The 18,596-nt window shown below is 72.5% G+C and carries 10 protein-coding genes; 5 read left to right on the top strand and 5 right to left on the bottom strand.

Annotation, left to right across the window (positions count from 1 at the left end):
- The first annotated feature begins 50 nt into the window (after window positions 1–50).
- Together ACIOGZ_RS13000 and ACIOGZ_RS13005 are read left to right on the top strand one after the other, a co-directional pair.
- On the top strand, window positions 51–2,273 hold the full coding sequence (locus tag ACIOGZ_RS13000) for an NADP-dependent isocitrate dehydrogenase (protein WP_363586001.1): 2,223 nt from the start codon (window positions 51–53) through the stop codon (window positions 2,271–2,273).
- 244 nt (window positions 2,274–2,517) lie between these two features.
- The gene (locus ACIOGZ_RS13005) at window positions 2,518–3,804 is read left to right on the top strand and encodes an RICIN domain-containing protein (RefSeq protein ID WP_363586002.1); all 1,287 of its coding nucleotides are present in this window, start codon (window positions 2,518–2,520) and stop codon (window positions 3,802–3,804) included.
- A gap of 29 nt (window positions 3,805–3,833) precedes the next feature.
- Here ACIOGZ_RS13005 and ACIOGZ_RS13010 read toward each other — a convergent pair whose 3' ends face one another.
- The gene (locus tag ACIOGZ_RS13010; protein ID WP_400985915.1) at window positions 3,834–4,466 is read right to left on the bottom strand and encodes a YdcF family protein; all 633 of its coding nucleotides are present in this window, start codon (window positions 4,464–4,466) and stop codon (window positions 3,834–3,836) included.
- 67 nt (window positions 4,467–4,533) lie between these two features.
- Window positions 4,534–5,547 (bottom strand): cytochrome c oxidase assembly protein, encoded by a 1,014-nt coding sequence (locus ACIOGZ_RS13015; protein WP_363586004.1) that lies wholly within the window; start codon window positions 5,545–5,547, stop codon window positions 4,534–4,536.
- A 248-nt stretch (window positions 5,548–5,795) separates the two neighbouring features.
- Between ACIOGZ_RS13015 and ACIOGZ_RS13020 the strand changes: the two genes are divergently transcribed.
- Entirely contained in the window at window positions 5,796–6,788 is a 993-nt protein-coding gene (locus ACIOGZ_RS13020) for an NAD-dependent epimerase/dehydratase family protein (RefSeq protein WP_400985917.1), read from the top strand.
- A gap of 83 nt (window positions 6,789–6,871) precedes the next feature.
- Here ACIOGZ_RS13020 and ACIOGZ_RS13025 read toward each other — a convergent pair whose 3' ends face one another.
- Entirely contained in the window at window positions 6,872–8,983 is a 2,112-nt protein-coding gene (locus ACIOGZ_RS13025) for a phosphocholine-specific phospholipase C (protein WP_363629460.1), read from the bottom strand.
- A gap of 200 nt (window positions 8,984–9,183) precedes the next feature.
- Between ACIOGZ_RS13025 and ACIOGZ_RS13030 the strand changes: the two genes are divergently transcribed.
- On the top strand, window positions 9,184–11,364 hold the full coding sequence (locus ACIOGZ_RS13030) for a hypothetical protein (protein WP_400985919.1): 2,181 nt from the start codon (window positions 9,184–9,186) through the stop codon (window positions 11,362–11,364).
- Between the two features lie 302 nt (window positions 11,365–11,666).
- Window positions 11,667–13,685 (top strand): transglycosylase domain-containing protein, encoded by a 2,019-nt coding sequence (locus ACIOGZ_RS13035; protein ID WP_400807716.1) that lies wholly within the window; start codon window positions 11,667–11,669, stop codon window positions 13,683–13,685.
- A gap of 53 nt (window positions 13,686–13,738) precedes the next feature.
- On the opposite strand, the gene ACIOGZ_RS13040 is transcribed toward ACIOGZ_RS13035, so the two are convergent.
- Both ACIOGZ_RS13040 and ACIOGZ_RS13045 read right to left on the bottom strand, forming a co-directional pair.
- A complete protein-coding gene (locus tag ACIOGZ_RS13040) occupies window positions 13,739–14,995 on the bottom strand; it encodes a hypothetical protein (RefSeq protein ID WP_363586009.1) in 1,257 nt (418 codons plus the stop codon).
- 204 nt (window positions 14,996–15,199) lie between these two features.
- Complete coding sequence (locus ACIOGZ_RS13045) at window positions 15,200–18,517, bottom strand: cytochrome P450 (RefSeq protein ID WP_400985922.1); 3,318 nt, start codon at window positions 18,515–18,517, stop codon at window positions 15,200–15,202.
- Between the last annotated feature and the right edge of the window lie 79 nt (window positions 18,518–18,596).

Here is an 18,596-nt window from a genome sequence, read left to right on the forward strand (position 1 = left end):
TGACGAGATATCTTGACGTCAAGACGTTGGAGACGTGAAGCGGAGTACCGATGACTGACTCGACCATCATCTATACGCACACCGACGAGGCTCCGGCCCTGGCGACCTACTCGTTCCTGCCGGTTGTCCAGGCATACGCCTCGACGGCGGGTGTGCGCGTGGAGACCCGCGACATCTCCCTGGCCGGGCGGATCATCGCGAGCTTCCCGGAGCGTCTCGCCGAGGGCCAGCGGATCGAGGACGCCCTCGCCGAGCTGGGCGACCTCGCCAAGACCCCGGGCGCCAACATCATCAAGCTGCCGAACATCTCGGCGTCCATCCCGCAGCTGAAGGCCGCCGTCGCCGAGCTGCAGGCGCAGGGCTACGCGCTCCCGGACTACCCGGACGACCCGCAGACCGACGAGGACAAGGACGTCCGCGCCCGTTACGACAAGGTCAAGGGCAGCGCCGTCAACCCCGTCCTGCGCGAGGGCAACTCGGACCGCCGCGCCCCGGGCTCGGTGAAGAACTACGCCAAGACCCACCCGCACCGCATGGGCGCCTGGTCGGCCGACTCCGAGACCAACGTCGCCACCATGGGCCAGAACGACTTCCGCTCCACCGAGAAGTCCGCCGTGATCGCCGCCGACGGCGCGCTGCGCATCGAGCTGGTCGCCGAGGACGGCAGCGCCACCGTGCTGCGCGAGCGCGTCCCGGTGCTGGCCGGCGAGGTCGTCGACGCCTCGGTGATGCGCGTCGCCGCCCTGCGCGAGTTCCTGACCGCCCAGGTCGAGCGCGCCAAGGCCGAGGGCGTGCTGTTCTCGGTCCACCTCAAGGCCACCATGATGAAGGTCTCCGACCCGATCATCTTCGGCCACGTGGTCCGCGCCTTCTTCCCGAAGACCTTCGCCAAGTACGGCGAGGTGCTGGTCGCCGCCGGTCTGGACCCGAACAACGGCCTCGGCGGCATCCTCAACGGCCTGGACGGCGTGCCGCACCTGGGCGCGGAGATCAAGGCCTCGTTCGAGGCCGAGCTCGCCGAGGGCCCGGCCCTGGCGATGGTCGACTCGGACAAGGGCATCACCAACCTGCACGTCCCGAGCGACGTCATCGTCGACGCCTCGATGCCGGCCATGATCCGCACCTCCGGCCACATGTGGGGCCCGGACGGCCAGGAGGCCGACACCCTCGCCGTGCTGCCCGACAGCAGCTACTCCGGCGTGTACCAGGCCGTCATCGACGACTGCCGCGCCCACGGCGCCCTGGACCCGGCCACCATCGGCTCCGTGCCGAACGTCGGTCTGATGGCCCAGAAGGCCGAGGAGTACGGCAGCCACGACAAGACCTTCGAGATCGCCGCGGCCGGCACCGTCCGCCTCGTCGACGCCGAGGGCAACGTGGTGCTGGAGCAGGCCGTCCAGCCGGGCGACATCTTCCGCGCCTGCCAGACCAAGGACCTGCCGATCCAGGACTGGGTCAAGCTGGCCGTCACCCGCGCCCGCGCCACCGGCGACCCGGCGGTGTTCTGGCTGGACGAGAACCGCGCCCACGACGCCGTCCTGATCGAGAAGGTCAAGAAGTACCTGCCGGAGCACGACACCACCGGCCTGCAGATCGAGATCAAGTCCCCGGTCGAGGCCACCACGTTCTCGCTGGAGCGCATCCGCCGCGGCGAGAACACCATCTCGGTGACCGGCAACGTGCTGCGCGACTACCTGACCGACCTGTTCCCGATCCTGGAGCTGGGCACCAGCGCCAAGATGCTGTCGGTCGTCCCGCTGATGGCGGGCGGCGGCCTGTTCGAGACCGGCGCCGGCGGCTCCGCCCCGAAGCACGTCCAGCAGCTGGTCAAGGAGAACTACCTGCGCTGGGACAGCCTCGGCGAGTTCTTCGCCCTGGCCGCCAGCTTCGAGCACCTGGCCACCAGCACCGGCAACGCCCGCGCCCAGGTGCTGGCCGACACCCTGGACCGCGCCACCGGCACCTTCCTCAACGAGGACAAGTCGCCGAGCCGCCGCCTCGGCGGCATCGACAACCGCGGCAGCCACTTCTACCTGGCCCTGTACTGGGCCCAGGAGCTGGCCCAGCAGACCGCCGACGCCGAGCTGGCCCAGGCGTTCGAGGGCCTGGCCAAGGCGCTCGGCGAGCAGGAGACGACCATCGTCGACGAGCTGATCGCCGTGCAGGGCTCGCCGGTCGACCTCGGCGGCTACTACCAGCCGGACCCGGCCAAGGCCGCGGCGGTGATGCGCCCGTCCAAGACCTTCAACGAGGCGCTCGCCAACCTCGCCTGATCCCAGGGGAGTCGAAGCACCGGGAGGCTCCCGGGTCCGGTACCGGACCCGGGAGCCTCCGGGCTTTCCGGGCGGCCTCCGCGGCCGCTGCGGGGCCAGCGCGGAGGAAGATCATCAACGGTTCGTCAGGGTGCCGTCAAGATCGCGGGTGGTGCCGGTGAGCGGCCCTAGCATCCGGAGGACCGCTCTCCGCTGCGGATCCGCAGACGGACGCTACCTCGCCGAATGATCGGGGCACTTCAGCATGCGCGCTTCCTCCCGCCGGACGACCAGGGCCACCCAACGGGCCGTCGCCGGCACCCTGTTGGCGGCCCTGGCCTCGACCGGCCTGATGGCCGTGCCGCAGCAGGCCTCGGCGGCGACCGACTGCCCGGGCATCGAGCCGGGCGTCGGCGGGCCCGCCAACATCGGCAACGGCAACTGCTACAGCGCGCTGATCAGCTCCATCGGCGCCATGATCGGGGGCTTCCGCAGCGCGGCCCTCACCGCGCAGGCCGACAACGCGGCGTTCACCCAGGGGATGGCCGGCCAACTGAGCGCCGCCGCACCGGGGTTCAACGTGATGGTGTTCAAGTACGACGGCACCGACCTGTACGACACCCTCTGGTTCCGCAACGTCTACGAGGCGGACATGCGCGGGGTGCTGATCGACCAGACCGTCAAGCTGGAGCACCACGACAGCGAGGGCGGCCCGACCGGCTACGACGACTTCCGGATCTGGGTCTTCGCGGGCGAGTCGACCTTCACCAACAAGGGCGACGGCGGCTACGGGAACTGGGCCTTCGTCGGCAGCGACTCGGACCGGACCGTGACCACCTCCCGGTCCTGCGTGCTGATCCGGTGCTACGACAGCAAGCGGATCATCCACTTCCCGGCCCGCGAGATCCCGGCCGACATCGCGGGGACCCCCGGCACCCCGGGCGTCCCCGTCACCCCCGGCATCCCCGGCACGGTGCCGGGCGTCGGCACGGGTGGTACCGCCACCCCGGGTGTCCCGGCCAAGCCCGGTACGGTGCCTGGCGTCGGCACCGGTGGTACCGCCACCCCGGGTGTCCCGGCCAATCCCGGTACGGTGCCGGGCGTCAGCACCGGCGGCACCGCCACTCCCGGCGTGCCCGCGCACCAGGGCGGCGGTGGCGGCGGTGACGCCGTGACCGGGCTGCTGTACCCCAAGGTGAAGACCGGCCGGGGCCCGGTGGCCACCGGGGCTGCCTCCGGCCCCTCGATCCTCGCCGGCACCAGCGGCCCCAAGAACACCGGCTGGCAGTTCACCGCACTGGGCAACGGCCGCTACAAGATCACCAGCGCCGTGTCCGGCCTCGTGCTGACCGAGAACACCAAGGGCTACGTCGCCGACGCCAAGCCGTGGACCGGCGCCGACGAGCAGAAGTGGCAGCTCGTCGCGCAGGGCGACGGCCAGTACCAGATCCGGATCACCGACCAGGACTGCCTGACCTACGACGAGGACGCCAAGGCCCTGGGCGTCTGGACCTGCAACAGCGGCTGGAACCAGCAGTGGAGGCTCCAGTAGCAGCCGCCGGGCCCGGGGCATAGGTCCGCCTAGCCGAGGAGGACCCCGGTGCCCGCGAGGAGCAGGAGGGCGGCGGCGTTGGCGCGCGGGTAGGCGAGTGCCGTGCCGACCGCCTCCCGCAGCAGTGCGTACGGGCCGTGGGCGAGCAGTCCGTCCGCGGCGACCACCCGGCCGGGGGCGCCGGCCCGGCGGGCGGCGAGCGCGGTGCGGGCGGTGTGGAAGCCGCTGGTGACGACCGTGCACCGGTAGCCGGGCCGTTCGGCGGCCATCAGCGCCGCGCTGAAACGCAGGTTCTCGACGGTGTTCACGGCCCGTTCCTCGCGCCGGATCCGGTCGGCCGGGGCGCCCCGGGCGGTCAGGTAGCGGGCCATCGCGGCGGCCTCGGTGCACTCCTCGTGCGGGCCCTTCCCGCCGGTGACCAGGAGCAGCGGCGTGTGCCCGGCGGCCTCCTCGGCGGCGAAACGTTCCAGCGCGGCGTCCAGCCGGGCCGCCAGCGGCGGGGCGGGCTCGCAGCCGTCCAGGGCGGCGCCGAGGACGACCAGGTAGTCCGCCCCGACGGGGGCGGGGCGGCACCCCTGTCGCAGCGCGCAGCCGAGGAAGCCGAGCAGCCAGAGCAGGACGTACCCGCCGAGCAGGACGGCGACGATCAGCAGAGCGTGCATACCGTCCGAACGTATACGGCGGAACCCCCGTTCCACAGGGGGTTCCGTGGTACAGGCGGCAGTGGGCTCAGCCGGCGTCGGCCGCCGGGGTGACGGGGGTGACAGCGGCGGCGGGGGCGGCCGGGGCCGCCGGGCGCGGGCCGCGCTTGTGCAGTGAGGCCAGATAGGCGTTGTACGCCTCCAGCTCGGCGTCGCCGCTGCGCTCCTCGGCGCGGTCGGAGCGGCGGGCCTGCCGCTGTTCGGAACGCATCCACTGGTACACCAGCGCGATCAGCACGATCGCGGTCGGGATCTCGCCGAACGCCCAGGTGATGCCGCCGGCCAGCTTCTGGTCCTCCAGGAGGTTGGTGCCCGGTGGCGCGCCCTCCACGGTGAAGGTGGTGACCAGCGGGTGGCTGGCCATCATCACGGCCACGCCGAAGAAGGCGTGGAACGGCATGCCCATGAACAGCTCGATGATCCGCATCACATGGCCGGGGCGGTGCGGGCCCGGGTCCACGCCCATGATCGGCCAGAAGAAGGCCAGACCGGTGAGGAGGAAGTGCACCATCATGAAGATGTGCCCGGCGCGGTACTGCATCAGGAAGTCGAACAACGGGGTGAAGTAGACCCCGTACAGGCTCGCGATGAACATCGGGATGGTGAAGGCCGGGTGCGAGATCACCCGGACGTACCGGCTGTGCAGCAGCGCCACCAGCAGCTCGCGCGGCCCGCGCGGGCGGCCCTTGCCGGTCGGCCGCAGCGCGCGCAGCGCCAGCGTGATCGGGGCGCCCAGCAGCAGCAGGATCGGCGTCAGCATGGACAGCACCATGTGCTGGATCATGTGCGCGCTGAACAGCACCATGCCGTAGTCGTTCAGCCCGGTGCAGGTGACCAGGATCAAGCTGCCGACACCGGCCGCCCAGCCGACCATCCGGCCGATCGGCCAGCGGTCGCCGCGCCGGTGGAGCCGGACCACGCCCGCCGCGTACAGCGCCAGGGCGGCCAGGCCTCCCAGCAGGAACACCCAGTCGGGGGACCAGGTCCAGACGTTGGACAAGGTGAACGGGCCTAGCTGGGTCATCCCGCCGTGGTGGTGCATGCCTGACATTCCGTCGCCCATCGGGGGGCCCTGCTTTCCGTCCTCGTGGCCCCTGGAGGGGGTCCGGTTCGCCCGTTTTGCTTGGCCTACAGCCTAGGTGGGCCTTACCTCGGGCCGTGCCCCGCCCCCTCCGTACGGGTGGCCGCCGGGCGGGTGGCGGCTGGATAGACTGACCGGCCGGTCGACGGCGACACGCCGGGACGGCGACACGGGACACGCCGGGACGGCGGGACGGCGAGGGGTGCGGCATGGCGGCGGGACGGCGGCACCCGGAGCGCACCACGGTCGCGCTGACCGGGGCGACCGGCTTCATAGGCTCCGCGGTGCTGGCCGCCCTGACCGCCCGCGGCGCACGGGTGCGCGCGCTGGCCCGCGAAGTGCCGGCCGGGCGCGGCCCGGCCGCCTGGGTGCCGGGAGACCTCGCCGACGGGGCGGCGCTGGCCGCGCTCTGCGAGGGTGCCGACGTCCTGCTCCACCTGGCCTCCCGGGTCTCCGGCGGCGCCGAGGAGTGCGCGGCGGTGAACGTGCGCGGCACCGAGGCGGTGACGGCCGCCGCTACCGGGGCCGGGGTACGCCGGATCGTCCACCTGTCGACGACCGCGGTGTACGGCGAGGGGCCGCACTCCGGCATCGGGGTCGACGAGGTGCCGGCCGCCCCGGTCTCCGAGGCCAGCCGGACCAGGCTGCTCGGCGAACGCGTCGCGCTGGCGGCCGGTGCCGTCGTGCTGCGGCCCGGCCTGGTGACCGGGACGGGCGACCGCTGGGTGGTGCCCGCGCTGGCCGAACTGGTCCGCCGGGTGCCGGTGCCCTGGGCGGGCGGGAACGCCAGGCTCTCCGTGGTGGACCGCGCCGACCTGGCCCGGCTGATCACCGCGCTCGCCCTGGACGACCACGCCGTCCCGCCCGGCGTCCAGCACGCGAGCCACCCCGACCCGGTCCGGGCCGGCGACCTGCTCGCCGCCCTGGCCGGCCTCGGCCTGTTGCCCGCGCTGCCCGGCGCGGACGGCCCGGACGGCGCGGACGGCCCCGACGCCTCGTGGGACGAATGCCGGCGTCTGCTCGCCGCCACCCCGGGCCGCGTCTCCGAGCGGCAGTTCTCCCTGATCGCCCGCGACCACTGGTACCGGGGGGACGACGTCTGGCGCCTCGCCGCCTGCCCGCCCGGCCCCGGCCCCCTTGCCCGGCTGCCCGCCGCCGCCCCCTGGTACCGCCAGGCGCTGGGGCTCGCCGCACCGGCGTAGGACGAAACGCCGGTGCGGCGGGCCGGTTCAGGCGCTGCGCCGTCGGTCGGGCGCCGTGCCGACGGTCAGGGCCGCGCCGTCGGTCAGCGGGGGCCGGGGTCGCTGGTGCCGGGGCGGCCGTTCTCCAGGTGGCCGGCCCAGCGGCGGCGGAAGGTCGGGCCGTCGGTGGCGGCGACCGTGATGTCGTACCAGCGGCTGTCGGGGCGTATGTCGAAGGTGAACTGGGCCGAGGCGCCGCGCCGGAGGCTGCGGCTCTGCTGCGAGCCCTTGGCGTAGGCGTTGGCGACGGTCACCGTCCGGGTGACCGGCCCGTTGTTGGTGACCTTGACGCGCACCTTGGACTTCTGCGGGTCGAACAGCGCGACCAGCTCGGTCCGGGCGCTGCCCTCGAACTCGTACACCGACCCGTTCGGGCCGTGGGCGGCGAGGTGGTAGTCGCCGGAGGCGGAGTGCGGCCAGAAGTCGCCGAGGGTGTCGCCGCCCGAGATGGTGTAGCGGCGGGGAGCGGCCTTCGGCGCGGTCCGGTCGTAGACGTAGAGCCAGGCGCCAGCTTCGCCCCGGTTCTCCAGATCCAGCTGGAACCGCCCGGGGGTGTCCGTCTCCTCCTCGTTGACCACCAGGTCGTACGGGAGGGCGCGGGCCGGCCGGACGCCGGGCTCCTGGGTGGGCATCCGCTGGGGCAGCGGCACCTGGTACGGCTTGCCCTGCGAGGCGATCGGCGCGGGCACCGGGATCGAGACCGGCCGCGGGTCGGTGCCGGAGAAGTCGAGCGCCGAGGTGAGGTCGCCGCAGACCGACCGGCGCCAGGCGCTGATGTTGGGCTCCTCGATGCCGAACCGGGCCTCCAGGAACCGCAGGACGGAGGTGTGGTCGAAGGTCTCCGAGCAGACCCAGCCGCCGCGCGACCACGGGGAGATGACCAGCATCGGCACGCGCGGGCCGAGGCCGATCGGCTGGAGGCCGCCCGGGTCGGCGCCGGGGACCAGCGGGCTCATCTCGCCCGGGTGCTTGCCGAGGTCGAGCAGTTCGTCGCGCAGGCTCGCCCTCAGGTCGGCGGAGACGATGCCCTGGCCGCCCGGGCCGCTGACGACCGGCGGCATCGGCGGGACGACGTGGTCGAACAGGCCGTCGTTCTCGTCGTAGTTGATGAGGAAGACCGTCCTGCCCCAGACCTCGGGGTTGGAGGTGAGCGCGTCCAGCACGAGGTTGATGTAGTACGCGCCGTCGGTGGGCGTCGCGGACGGGTGCTCGCTGTACTTGTACGGCGGGACGATCCAGGAGACCTGCGGCAGCCGGCCCTGCTGGACGTCGGCGCGGAACTCCTTCAGCGTGTGGTCGGTGGCGCCCTTGTCCACCAGGGGGCCCGACGCGCCCTCGGCGACCTGGTACCGCTCGAAGAACATCAGCGAGTTGTCGGTGTAGTTGTCCGTGGGGGTGCCCGGCTCGCCGGAGCCGCCCTGGTACAGCTTCCAGCTGACGCCGGCCTTCTCCAGGCGCTCGGGGTAGGTGGTCCAGGTGTAGCCGTTGGTGTTGTTGCGCTCCTCCAGGCCGGGGCCGTTGGGCTTGCGGCCGTACACGTTGCGCGGGTCGCTGGTGCCGGTCCACAGGTAGATGCGGTTGGGCGCGGTGTCGGCGTGGACGGAGCAGAAGTACGAGTCGCAGAGGGTGAAGGCGTCGGCCAGGGCGAAGTGGTACGCCAGGTCCTGGCGCTTGAGGTGGCCCATCGTCATGACGTCCTGCTTCTGGTTCACCCACTGGTCGTGGCGCCCCTCGTTCCAGGCGAGGTGGCCGCTGCTCCAGCCGTGGTCGGTGCCGGCCTGGTACTCGGTGGTGTTCCTGGGGTCGATGTACCAGGGCAGAACCTCCTGCTCGGAGGCGGGCAGACCGCGGTCGTGGTAGCGGTCGGTCCTCACGGCGGCGGCGGGCTGGTGCCAGTTCGGCCGGCCGTCGGGCAGCAGCGTGGGGCGCGGGTCGTCGAACCCGCGCACGCCGCGCAGGGTGCCGAAGTAGTGGTCGAAGGAACGGTTCTCCTGCATCAGGACGACGACGTGTTCGACGTCCTCGATCGAGCGGGTCCGGCCGATCGCGGGCAGTGCCAGGGCCTTGCTGACCGCGGGCGGGAACGCGCCGAGGCCTGCGGCGGCTGCGGACGCGCCGCTCAGCTGGAGGAATCGGCGCCGGTCGATGGAGGCCACGTGGTGTCCTTCCTTCTCGGGGTAAGGGGGGTGCCAAGAAGGTTCGAACATAGGTGCCGCAGCCGGGCCGTACGAGGTCCTCCAGCGAACGCCGCATGAGTTTTCAGCCAATTCCTGTCTAGCCAACTTCCCGGGACCTACCGGTGGCGGGCCCGGAAACCCGCATGCGTCGCTCCGCGCCGTTCTGCGAGCATGACCGCATGGTCCACCGTCTCGAACCCATCGTCGTCCGGCACACCCACCACCTCCCCGCCTCCTCCTGGCCGGGCGGTCCGGCGGGGCAAGGCGCCGTCGCGGCGCGGCAGTTCGACGCCGCACTGATGTCCGTGGGTTTCAAGCTCTCGGCGGGCCTGCTGGAGCACCTGTCGGGGCTGCCCGGGGCGACGGTCGTCGACACCGCCGCCCGCACCCTGGGCACCGTCCGGGAGCTGGTGGGCGACCACGTCGGGCACAACGCCTACTTCATCGACTTCCCGCTCAACGTGCCGGACACCTTCGAGTTCTGGACGCACTGCATCGCCGGGGCGCTCGCCGACGACGCGTCACGGGACGGCGTGCTCGCCCAACTGCGCACCGGCGTGGTCGACCTGCTGACCCTCCCGGCCTACGGCAGGTACCAGCACAGCTACGCCGAACTGCTCGCCGCCCACGACGAGCTGATCGCCGCCGCGGGCGACCGCATGACGGTCCTGCACCTGGGCGGCGCCCTGGACGAGGAGGTGACGGCCCTCTACCTGGCCCTGGCCGGCAGCACCACCCCGCTGGGCGAGGAGGGCCTGCGCGACCTCGGCGTGCTCGCCGGGCACTGCGTCGCCGGTCCGCAGCCCGAGGCGATCCCGGTCCGGGAGAACCGCGCCGTCGTCAACCTCGCCCGCCTCCGGGCCGGTGCCGACCTCCTCCTGGACACCGTCACCGACGTGCTCCGGCTGGCCTGCGCACTGTCCGACGGCGACGTGACCCTGGCGGAACCGACCCGGTTCCGGGCGCTGCCACGGCCGGCCCGCCGCGCCCTGCTGGCCGGCCTCGACGCGGTCGTCGCCGCCAACCCCGCCAAGCTCGCCGACGTCACCGCGCACCGCGAGGCGTTCAAGCGCCTCGGTGAGCGCCTCCACCCGCACGAGTACCCGCGCTGGCCGCACGCCGCCGAGGTGTTCGCCGTCGCCCGCGGCGAGTTGGCGGCCCGCTCCCTCACCAGCCGCGTCGAGGAACTCCTCGGCGCCGACGACGTCACCGGCGCGGTACGGCTGCTGGCCGCCGCCCCGGGCATGCTGTTCCGGTCCCTGGACCGGCTGCTGCGCGCGGGCCGCACCCCGGAGGAGCGCGACACCGTCGTGGCCGCCGTCGAGCAGGCCGCCCCGCAGGTCTCCGGTCGGGTCCTGCTGTCGGTCCGCGAACACCTCCACAACCGCACCGGGGAAGCGGACGGGCGCCGCCTCTTCGTCAACCGCCTCGGCCGCGCCTGGGTCACCGACGACACCCGCCCGCCCCTGCCGGCAGCCGAACGCGACCGCCTGCTCGCCGCCCTGGACGCCGAGACGAGCCGCCGCCTCCCCGACCCCGGGCACCTGCTGATCGACCCCGACGTGCTCGACGTCGCACTCCCGCTCAGCGGCAGGGCCACCGCCGCCGGACTCGGCGTGCTGCCCCGCGGCTCCCTCACCCCGGTCGACGGCGAACTGCTGCGCTTCTTCGTCTACTGGAAGCAGACCAGCCACAGCACCGACTTCGACCTGTCCGCCCTGCTGCTCGACGACTCCTACGAGACGCTCGGCTGGCTCTCCTACACCTCGCTCACCCAGCTCGAGGGCGAGCACTCGGGCGACGTCACCGACGCCACCGACGGCGGCTCCGAGTTCATCAACCTGCGCCTGGGCGCCGTACGCGGCAGCTCCATCGTCCCGCAGGTCAACATCTTCTCCGGCGAGGGCTTCGAGGAGGTCGAGGAGTCCTTCTTCGGCTTCATGCTGCGCGATGCCGAACAGCAGGGCCGCCCCTTCGAACCGCGCACCGTCCGCATGAAGTCGGACCTGCGCGGCCCGGGCCGGGTCGCCCTGCCACTGGCCTTCCTGCGCGGGGACGACGGCCGCTGGCGCGCCAAGTGGCTGCACCTGTACCTGAAGGGCAACCCGAACTCCAACCGGGTCGAGGGGAACCGGGTGTCGGTCGCCACGCTGCTGCGCGGCATCATCGAGCGCGACCACCTGACGGTCCGCCACCTGACCGGGCTGATGGGCGAGCGCGCCACCGCCACCACGCTGTGGGACGGCGCGGCGCTCCCGGCCGGCCCGGTCACGTACATCGGCCTGGAGCGCCCGGACGGCCTGCACCCGGACTCCGTCGTCATCACCCCGGAAAACCTGCGCGACCTGATCCCCGCCTGACTGCTACCGTTGGCCCCGGCGAGGCCATGAACGGGCTTCCTTCTCACTCCACCTGACATAGCCCGTTCGCTTTCCTCGCCCTCGACCACCCGCCGGGGTGCCACAAGGCACCCCGGCGTCGTCGTTTCCCGTGGTCCACCTCCTCGGCCGGCGCTGTGAAACCCCAGGCCGGGCGGGTCTGCGCCGCCCCGCCGGTCCGCGCGGTATGACCGTGATCACATCAATTCCGTTGTGCCGTGGTCCGACCCTCATCGCGTCTGAGTTCGGGGGTCTGTGCCCACGAGCGAATCGGAGACCGGACTGTGCGTGCTCACCAAGGTGGCGGGGCCGAGAAGGAGAAGCCCGGAGGGGAGGAGCCCGAAGGGCGGCGGTGGATCGACTACCCGCGCAGAGGGCGGCGCGGAGTCCGCCGCTGGCTCCCGTCCTGGCGGCAGCTGCTCCTGGTGGCGGGGGCCGGGGCGGCGGTGCTGACGGGGTGGCTGACCTGGTTCTACGTCACCACCCAGGTCCCGGAGGACCTGAACGCCTTCGCCACCCAGCAGAACAACGTGTACTTCTGGGCGGACGGCACCGAGATGGCGCGGATCGGTGAGACCAACCGGCAGGAGGTGCCGCTCGACCGGGTGCCGGAGTCGGTGCAGTGGGCCGTCCTGGCCGCCGAGAACGAGACCTTCTACTCGGACCCGGGGATCTCCTTCACGGGCATCGGCCGCGCGGTCTACCAGATGGCCACGGGCGGTGAGACCCAGGGCGGCTCGACCATCACCCAGCAGTACGTCAAGAACAGCTACCTGAACCAGCGTCAGGACGTCTCGCGCAAGCTCAGTGAGATCGTCATCGCGATCAAACTGGACCGGCGGATGAGCAAACCGGACATCCTGGCCGGCTATCTGAACACCAGTTGGTTCGGGCGCGGCAGCTACGGCATCGAACGGGCCGCGGCGGCGTACTACGGCAAGGACGTCTCGCAGCTCAACCCGAGCGAAGGGGCCTTCCTCGCCGCCCTGTTGAAGGGGGCCGGGCAGTTCGATCCGGGGATCAGCGCGAACAACCACCGGCGGGCCGAGGAGCGGTGGTCCTGGATCCTGGACCGGATGGTGAAGGTCGGCAAGCTCTCCGCCGCCGAGCGCGCCAGGTACACGGTGTTCCCCGAACCCAGAACCCAGCCGAAGGCGGCGGGGCTGAGCGGCCAGGTCGGGTACCTGGTGGACATGGCCAGGACCTACGTGGAGGGCCACAGCGACATCACGCAGGCCCAGTTCGACCTCGGCGGCCACCAGATCTTCACCACCTTCGAGAAGCCGAAGGTCACCGCGCTGGCCGCCGCGGTGCGGGACGCCACCAAGGGGATCGACCCCGACAGCCGCGAGGCCGACCGGTTACTGAAGGTCGGCGCCGCCTCGGTGGCCCCGGACGGGAGGATCGTCGCGCTCTACGGCGGAACCGACTACCTGAAACAGGGCTTCGACAACGCCAACACCTCCACGGTGCCGGTCGGTTCGGCCTTCACCCCGCTGGTCTACGCCTCGGGCCTGAGCGAGGGCGTCCAGCGCCAGCGGGGCGGTAGCCGCACCCCGGTGACGCCCACCACCACCTACGACGGCGACGACGGCGTGAACGTGATGACCCCGGAGGGGCCGTACTGGGGGCGCAACGGGCGGATAGCGAAGACCGCCAACGACGGCAAGCGGAGCTGGGGGACGGTCACCCTGAGGAGCGCGGTGGAGCAGTCCGTCAACGGGCCGATGATGCAGCTCGCCATGGACGTCGGCCTGGACCGGGTGCAGAAGACCGCCGCCGACCTGGGCCTGCTCCCGGGCAGCATGGGGGAGTTGGTGCCGGCCTTCGGTGTCGGGAACTCCACGCCGAGCGCGATCAGGACCGCCGACGCCTACGCCGCCTTCGCCGCGGGAGGCAGCCACACGGACCCGTACTCCGTCCTGAGGATCACCCGGAACGGCGAGCCGCTCGCGCTGCGCCTGCCGACCGCCGTACAGGCGCTGACCCCGCAGGTCGCGGGGGAGGTGGACGCGGCACTGAAGAGCGCGGTCCGCACCGGGAGCGCCAAGGCGGCGGCGGAGGCCGGGCCGGACCTGGCGGGGAAGCCGGGGACGACCCCGGACCGTACGGCGGGGTGGTTCGTCGGCTACGACGCGCGGATGTCCACGGCCGTCACGGTCTTCCGGGCGGACCTGAAGGACATGAAGCTGCTCTCGCTGGAGGGGCTGGGCGGCGCCGCCCCGGACACCCCGGACTCCGCGCTGCCCACCCAGATCTGGACCTCGTACATGAAGGCGGCCGGTGGTCCGGGAGGCCGGTAGGGCCGGGCGGCCGCGGGGCGCGGTGTCACGGCCCCGCGGCCGCCCGGGCCGGGTCACTTGACCAGACGGGACCAGTCGGCCGGCTGCCCGGGGTCCAGCGCGCGCAACTGGTCGAGGACCTTGGGGTCCTGGGCGTCCAGCCAGTCGGCGACCTGGCGGAAGGACACGCAGCGGACGCCCTCCCGGGTGCAGACGCTCTTCATCACGTCCTCGATGGCCTGCATGTAGATGCCGCCGTTCCAGCTCTCGAAGTGGTTCCCGATGAAGAGCGGCGCCCGGCTGCCGTTGTAGACCCGTTCGAAGCCGTTGAGGTAGCCGTTCCGGGTCTCCTTCTCCCACGCGTCGTACTTCTTCGGATCACCCTTGGTGGTGTCCCCGGACTGGTTGGCGAGGAAGTTGAAGTCCATCGAGAGGACCTGGGTCGATTTGCCCGGGTAGGGCAGCAGTTGGAGCGGGAAGTTCCAGATGCCGTCCTTCTTGCCGGGCCAGACCTGGAACTCGCCCGGTGAACTGGCGTCGTACCGGAAGCCGGCCGCCTTCTCGGCCGCGAGCAGGTTCTTCTGGCCCTCCAGGCAGGGGGCGCGGCCGCCGACCGCCTCCTTGGTGTAGTCGAAGGGCAGCGGCGGGAGGTTCTTGAAGCCGGTGTTGGTCTTCCAGTTGGTGACGAAGGAGAGCGCCTGGTCGAGCTCGCTCTTCCACTCCTCGGTGCTCCAGTCGCCGCCGCCCTTGGAGCCGCAGAAGTGCCCGTTGAAGTGGGTGCCGATCTCGTTCCCGTCCTGCCAGGCCAGGCGCAGTTGTTCCAGGGTGTCCTTGATGTGGGCGTCGGTGGCGAAGTCGATGGCGGCGGCGCCGGCGTCGTGCTGCGGCGGGTGGTAGAGCGTGCGTTTGGACTTGGGCAGGGTGTAGATGCCGCTCAGGAAGAACGTCATCTGGGCGTTGTTCTCCGTACCCAGCTTGCGGAAGCGCGAGAACTGTTCGTCGTCGCCCTCCAGTGCCCCGTCCCAGGAGAACACCACGAACTGCGGCGGCTTCTCGCCGGGCTTCAGCTTCTCGGGCCGCGGTTGTTTGGGCTGCGGGCCGGTGTCGGAGGTGGAGCCGTCGCCGAGCACCTTGACCTGGCCGTCCCAGGTCGGCGTGGCGCTGGGGGTCGGGGTGGCACCGGGGCTGCTGGGGCTGTCGGAGGGTGTGCCGCTCGGGTCGGGTGTGCTCTCCGGAGCGGCGTCGGCGGCGGCCGGTCTGCCCTTCGAGTCGGGGCCTCCCGTGCCCAGGCCGAGGGCCACGACGACCCCCGTTGCCAGCAGGACAGCCACGCCACGAGCAGGCCGCACCGTTCCTCCGCTTCTCCGACCCACCGTCAGGTGTTGGTCGGATAGTCATACGTATGGTGCGAACATCAGAACACCTTGATCGACAATGTGTCGAGGCTTGCATGGAAGGGGAGTTGGGAGATATGTGTGCGACGGGAGGCCGGCCGCGCCCCGGGTGGGTGCGGCCGGCCTCCCGGTCGGGCGGGCTCAGCGGCCCGCGTAGACGTCCTCGACGTAGCGGCGCTCGTCGATCAGGCCCTGGAGCCAGGCCTGGGCCTGGCCCTCGTCGGCGCCGGGGGTCCGGCTCAGGTAGAGCTCGCGGAAGGCGGCGCGGACGCCCGGGGCCATCCGGGCGCCGTCGCCGCACACGTAGACCTCGGCGCCGGCGGCGAGCAGGTTCCAGACCTCCGCGCCCTCGGCGGCGATGCGGTCCTGGACGAAGCGCCGGCCGTCGACGGGCTGTTCGCTGAAGACCGGGCGCATCGAGACGGCGCCGGCCTGCTCGGCGGCGAGCAGTTCGTCGCGGTGCAGGTAGTCGGCGTCGGGCGCGTCGCAGCCGAAGTAGAGCAGGGCCGGGGCGAGTTCGGTGCCCCTGTCGGTGGCCTCGGCGGCGGTGGCCTCGTCAGTGGCGGTGGCCTCGCCGGTGGCGGAGGCGAGCAGGGCGCGGCGGTCGGCGACCGCGCCGCGGAACGGCGCCAGGCCGGTGCCGGCCGCGATCATGATCACCGGGGCGCGGTGGCCGATCCGGAACGTCTCGCGGCACGGCTGGAGGCGCGCCAGTACGGTGTCCCCGACGGCCACCCGGTCGAGGTAGCCGGAGCCGACGCCCCGGAAGGAGCCCCGGCCGGAGCGGGCCGGGGCGTCGAGCACGGAGACCATCAGGTCCACGTGGCGCGGGGCGCTGGTCGGCGACGTGGAGATGGAGTACATCCGGGGCCGGATCGGCGGCAGCAGTTCCAGCAGCACCGGCCAGGTCAGGACCTCCCGCAGGGCCGGGTGGTCCTCGACCAGGTCCAGCAGCGTCCGGGGGTCGTCCTCGGGCAGCGCCCGCAGCGCGGCCCGCTCGGGCGGGCAGGGGTTGAGGTCGGCCAGCGTCGCACGCTGGGCGGCGTTCGGTCGGTCCTGCAACTCGACGTGGTGGGTGAGCAGTTCGCGAACCGTCAGCGGCCGGTCCACGGCCAGGATGGTGCGCCGGTTCGCCACGATGGCGAGCAGGGTGTCCGGGTCGGTGCCGAACACCTTGGCGGCGCGCTCGACCAGGGCCGGGTCGTTGGCCGGAAGCACCGAGACGTGGTCCGCGGTGCGGTAGTCGACGCCCTCCGGCAAGGCCAGCCGGACCAGGCGCTTGACCCGGGGGTAGGCGGGGTCGGTGAGGCTGCCGACCGCCGTGACGGTCAGCCCGATCACGCGGCGCTTCGCGGCCAGGGCGTCCAGCGGACCGCCGGCCAGCTCCGTCACGGTGTACGTCTCCAGGGGGGCGGCCTCGGCGGGAGCGGGAGCGGGAGCGGGCGCGGTGCCGGAGCCGGCGGCGACGGGTGCGGCGGCGTCGCCGTACCGTTCCAGCAGGGCCCGGCTCAGCGCCGTGGTGAACTCCGCCACCTTCCCGGCCAGATCGCCGGAGGCGTCGGCCGCACCCCGGGCGAGCAGCCGGGTGCCGCCCAGGGCGGCGAGGCCCTCGTCGATCAGCGTCGGCACGCGCTGGTACGTGGCGGCGTACGTCCGGTCGCCGATGCCGAGCACCGCGTACCGGACGTCCTTCGCGAACTCGGCGGCGCCCTCGGCCTGTTCGGTCGCCGCCCGGAGCCGGCGGACGAACTCCGCCGCGTCGTCCGTCGGCTGGCCGTTGTACGAGGCGGCGGTGATCACCACCGGCCGGTCGGTGGGCAGCCCGTCCGCGTAGGCGTCCAGCGGGGCGACGGCGGTGTCGCAGCCGAGTGCGGCCGCCACGTCGGCCAGCTGCCGGGTGAACTCGCGGCAGGCGCCGTAGTTGGAGCCGTGCAGGAGCAGCAGGCCGGTGCCCTGGCGGACCCGCCCGGGCAGGTCGGCGGCGCGGACCGGCGCGTCGACCACCGCCGGGGGCGTGGGCGTGCGCGGGGCGAGGGCGAGGGTGAAGTCGTCGGGCTTGATGGTGAGCGTCTGCTTGATGGTCAGCCGGTAGTCGGCGTGGTCGATCAGCCGGTAGCGGTGGACCAGCATGCCGAGCAGCATGGTCGCCTCGTGCAGCGCGAACTGCCGTCCGATGCAGGCGCGTTCGCCGGTGCCGAAGGGCTTGAAGGCGTGCGGTGAGCGGGCCGCCTCCGGCTCGGGGTCGAAGCGGGAGGGGTCGAACAGCTCGGGGTTGTCGCCCCAGACGGGGTCGCGGTGCAGCATCATCGTGGCCACCAGGACCGGCTCCCCGGCGCGGACCGGGATCCGGCCGCCGAGCAGGGTGTCCGCGCGGGGCTCCCGGCTGAACGCGGGGGCCGTCGGCCACAGCCGTAGCGCCTCGTTGAGCACCTGCCGGGTGTACCGGAGCCGGCCGATGTCCTCGTACGAGGGCTCCGGGTCGGCCTGGTCGCCCCAGAGCGCGTCCACCTCGCGCTGGACCTCGCGGAGCACGCCGGGGTGCTTGACGAGGTAGTACAGGGCGAAGGAGAGCGCGCCCGAGGTGGTCTCGTGGCCGGCGATCAGGAAGGTGATCACCTGGTTGCGGATGTTCTCGGCGTCCAGTCTGCCGCCGTCGGCGGGGTGCACGGCGTCGAGCATCAGGCCCAGCAGGTCCTCGGCCGGGCCCTGCTCGGGGCTGCCGGCGCGGGCGGCGATCACCTCGTCCACCACCGAGGCCAGGTACCGGGCGTCGCCCTGGGCGGCCTCGTCGCGCTCGCTGTGGTCGAGTTCCGGGTCGCGCAGGAGCTTGTTCATCGCCCAGTCCAGGGAGCGGACCATCGCCTCGACGAAGGGGTGCGGTTCCTCCCGGTCGAAGGAGCCGAAGTCGAAGCCGAAACCGGCCAGCCCGATGGTGTCCAGGGTCATCCGGGTCATGTCGCCGGGCACGTCCACGACCAGTCCGGCGGCCGACCGGCCGTCCCAGGACTCGATCAGGCGGCGGGCCACCCGCAGCATCACCGGGTGGTAGGTGCGCATCGAGCCGAGCGCGAAGGCGGGCATCAGGATGTCGTGCGCCCTGGCCCAGTTCGGCTCCGCGTTGTACGCCGTGAACAGGCCGTCCCCGGTGAACGCGCGGACGTTCTCCAGGGCCGGTCCGATCGACTTGGTGAACCGCTCCTCGTCGGCCAGTTCCTCGACCAGGTCCAGGCCGGTGACGATCAGGGTGTCCCGCCCGTGCAGGCGCTGGACGAAGGCCGGGGCGTGCCGCCGGGCCAGCTCCATGGTGCGCAGCACGGGGGCGGCGATCGGCGGCGCCGACGAGATGTCGACCAGCGGTACCCCGGCGGCGCTCTGCCGGGGCACCAGGGTCTCGGGCGGGAGCCCGGCCCCGGCCGGATTCGCAGCCTCGGCTGCCGCCGGGGTCATCGTCTCGGTCATGGGTTGTCGCCTTCCGTGGCAGGAGAAACCTCGTCGTCCTCCACTCTCGCCCGAGCGGGGCGGGAACCCGGGCCCGAGG

The sequence above is a fragment of the Kitasatospora sp. NPDC088160 genome (assembly GCF_044741445.1).
GTDB lineage: Bacteria > Actinomycetota > Actinomycetes > Streptomycetales > Streptomycetaceae > Kitasatospora.